Here is a 2,126-nt window from a genome sequence, read left to right on the forward strand (position 1 = left end):
CGGGTCCATCCCCATCGCGGGCTATTTCCAGAGCATCCTCGGCACCCGCCCGATGTTGATCGGCTTCGGCAAGGACGATGACCAGATCCATTCCCCGAACGAAAAATACGACATGGAGAGCTTTCACAAAGGCATCCGCAGTTGGGCGCGCATCCTCGACGCGCTGAGCCGCTGAGGGCAACGGCATGAGTGATTTCTTCGAACTGCCCGTCGAACGCCNGCGCCCGGAGGGCCGGGCCGAGATCGCCTATCGCCGCATAGGGAACGGGCCGCCGCTGCTGCTATTGCACGGCTTTCCCCAGACCCACGCCATGTGGCACGCCACGGCCCCCCTGCTGGCGGAACGCTTTACCGTCATCACAGCGGACCTGCGCGGCTATGGCGACAGCGAAGCGCCCGAGGGCGCGGCGGAATACAGTTTTCGCGAGATGGCGGCGGATCAGGCGGCGCTCATGCGGACGCTCGGCTTTGATCGCTTTCATCTCGTGGGGCATGACCGGGGGGCCAGAACGGCGCACCGGCTAGCGCTGGACCATGCAGCAGCGGTAGAGACCCTGACCGTGATGGACATCGTTCCCACCCAGCATCTGCTGAGCGAACTTTCACATGAGGTTGCAAGAGATTATTATCACTGGTTTTTCCTCTCCCAACCCTCACCCAGACCGGAAAAGATGATCGCCGCCGACCCTGATTTCTTCTACGAATCCTGCCTGCTGGGCTGGGGCGGCGGCACGCTTGAGGATTTCGACAACCGGGCGCTGGCGGCCTATCGCGCGTCATGGCACCGGGCGCGCACGATCGAGGCGATGTGCAACGACTACCGCGCGGCCATCGACGTGGATCTCGACCTCGATACGCAGGATCTGGGGCGCAAGGTCGACTGCCCGGCGCTTGTCCTCTACGGCGGCGACGGGGTGATGGCGCAGGCCTATGACGTTGCCGCCACTTGGCGTGATCGTCTGGCCGACATGCGCTGTGAAAGCATTCCTGGCGGCCATTTCTTCATCGACAAATCGCCCGGGGAAACGGCACGACGGCTGCTCGCCTTCCTGCCGGGAGGCTGAGGGCCGCGCGTCAGACCAGCCCGGCAAACCTGTCGGGCAGCCGGTACTGGGTCTTGTAGCGCGGGTGATCGAATTCATAGAAGCCTGTATCCCCGCGCGGCTTGAACGACCGGCGCATCCTTCGGCGCAGCGGCGTCATGTCGAAGCCTTCCACCATTTCGAGGGTCGCGAAGGCTTCGAAAACCGCCCGGTCCTCGCCCCGGTTGGCGGCAAACCAATGCCCCCCGATGGAGGCGCCTTTCTGATCGCCCGGCACCTCTGCCGTCACGGCATTGCGCCGATCCATGGCGGCGGCGTAATTGTCGAAATCGCAGAACTTCAGATGCAGAAGGTAGAGCCTGTCGGGCGCGTGCAGCTTGTCGTATTGCGCGTAATGCCCGCCCCGCGACAGTTTCGCGGGCGCCGAGGTGATGCAGGGTTTCGAATACCACGGCGCGGGCCGCACATGCATCCGGGGGCCGAGGATGGGGCCGGTGACGGGGTCTGGTTCGATGTCGATGCGGTGGATCACCTCCAGCCCCAGCGGCGTGAGAATACGGCCCTTCGGCGCGTCCTTCAGGAAATCCAACAGGGTTCCGCCCGCCTCCGGGTCGCTGACCACCAGTTCGTCCACATCGCCCACGACCACATGGGTGAAATACTTGCGCAGACCGCCGACGAGGTTGTTTATCAACTGCCAGCGCTTCACGTCGAAATTCTTGTGCGGATCGCCCGGGATGCCGATGACGTTGCAGCCTTCGGCCAGTGCTGCGACCTCTGCGCCGCGCCCATGGTTGATGACATAGCAGTTTTCACGCCCAAAAAGCCCGCCGTAATGCGCGAGCCACGCCTTCAAAAAGAACGCGTCATCGCGCACCATCGTCACCGCGGCCGCCGTCTGCATCGTCACACCTGCCCGAAATTGCCCATGCCTGCCTCGCATCCTAGAGGAGCGGCTGGTACAAGAGAATCGCAAATTGCGGCCCGCGCCGCGCCGTTGCCGCTTTGCCATGAAAGGTGGGGCCGCCCGAACGAGTGACAGATGAACCCACTGATTCCGCAGGACTTCGCAGAGGCGGGCTT

General features: G+C 63.6%; 3 protein-coding genes. 2 read left to right on the top strand and 1 reads right to left on the bottom strand.

Annotation, left to right across the window (positions count from 1 at the left end; genetic code table 11):
• Positions 1 to 175 (top strand): M20/M25/M40 family metallo-hydrolase (locus A3764_RS24275; protein WP_150122343.1); only part of this gene is annotated, 175 nt, incomplete at its 5' end.
• A gap of 10 nt (positions 176 to 185) precedes the next feature.
• Positions 186 to 1,064, top strand: coding sequence for an alpha/beta fold hydrolase (locus A3764_RS20510; RefSeq protein WP_067952040.1), 879 nt, complete (start codon positions 186 to 188; stop codon positions 1,062 to 1,064).
• Between the two features lie 10 nt (positions 1,065 to 1,074).
• Here A3764_RS20510 and A3764_RS20515 read toward each other — a convergent pair whose 3' ends face one another.
• Positions 1,075 to 1,947, bottom strand: coding sequence for a glycosyltransferase family 2 protein (locus A3764_RS20515; RefSeq protein ID WP_067922725.1), 873 nt, complete (start codon positions 1,945 to 1,947; stop codon positions 1,075 to 1,077).
• Between the last annotated feature and the right edge of the window lie 179 nt (positions 1,948 to 2,126).

Origin of the sequence: Sulfitobacter sp. HI0129 (assembly GCF_001635395.1) — a bacterium.
Classification (GTDB): domain Bacteria; phylum Pseudomonadota; class Alphaproteobacteria; order Rhodobacterales; family Rhodobacteraceae; genus Sulfitobacter.

Excerpts from the sequence above, each read along its gene's own strand:
- A3764_RS20515 (WP_067922725.1), bottom strand. The coding sequence starts at position 1,947 with ATGCAGACGGCGGCCGCGGTGACGATGGTGCGCGATGACGCGTTCTTT.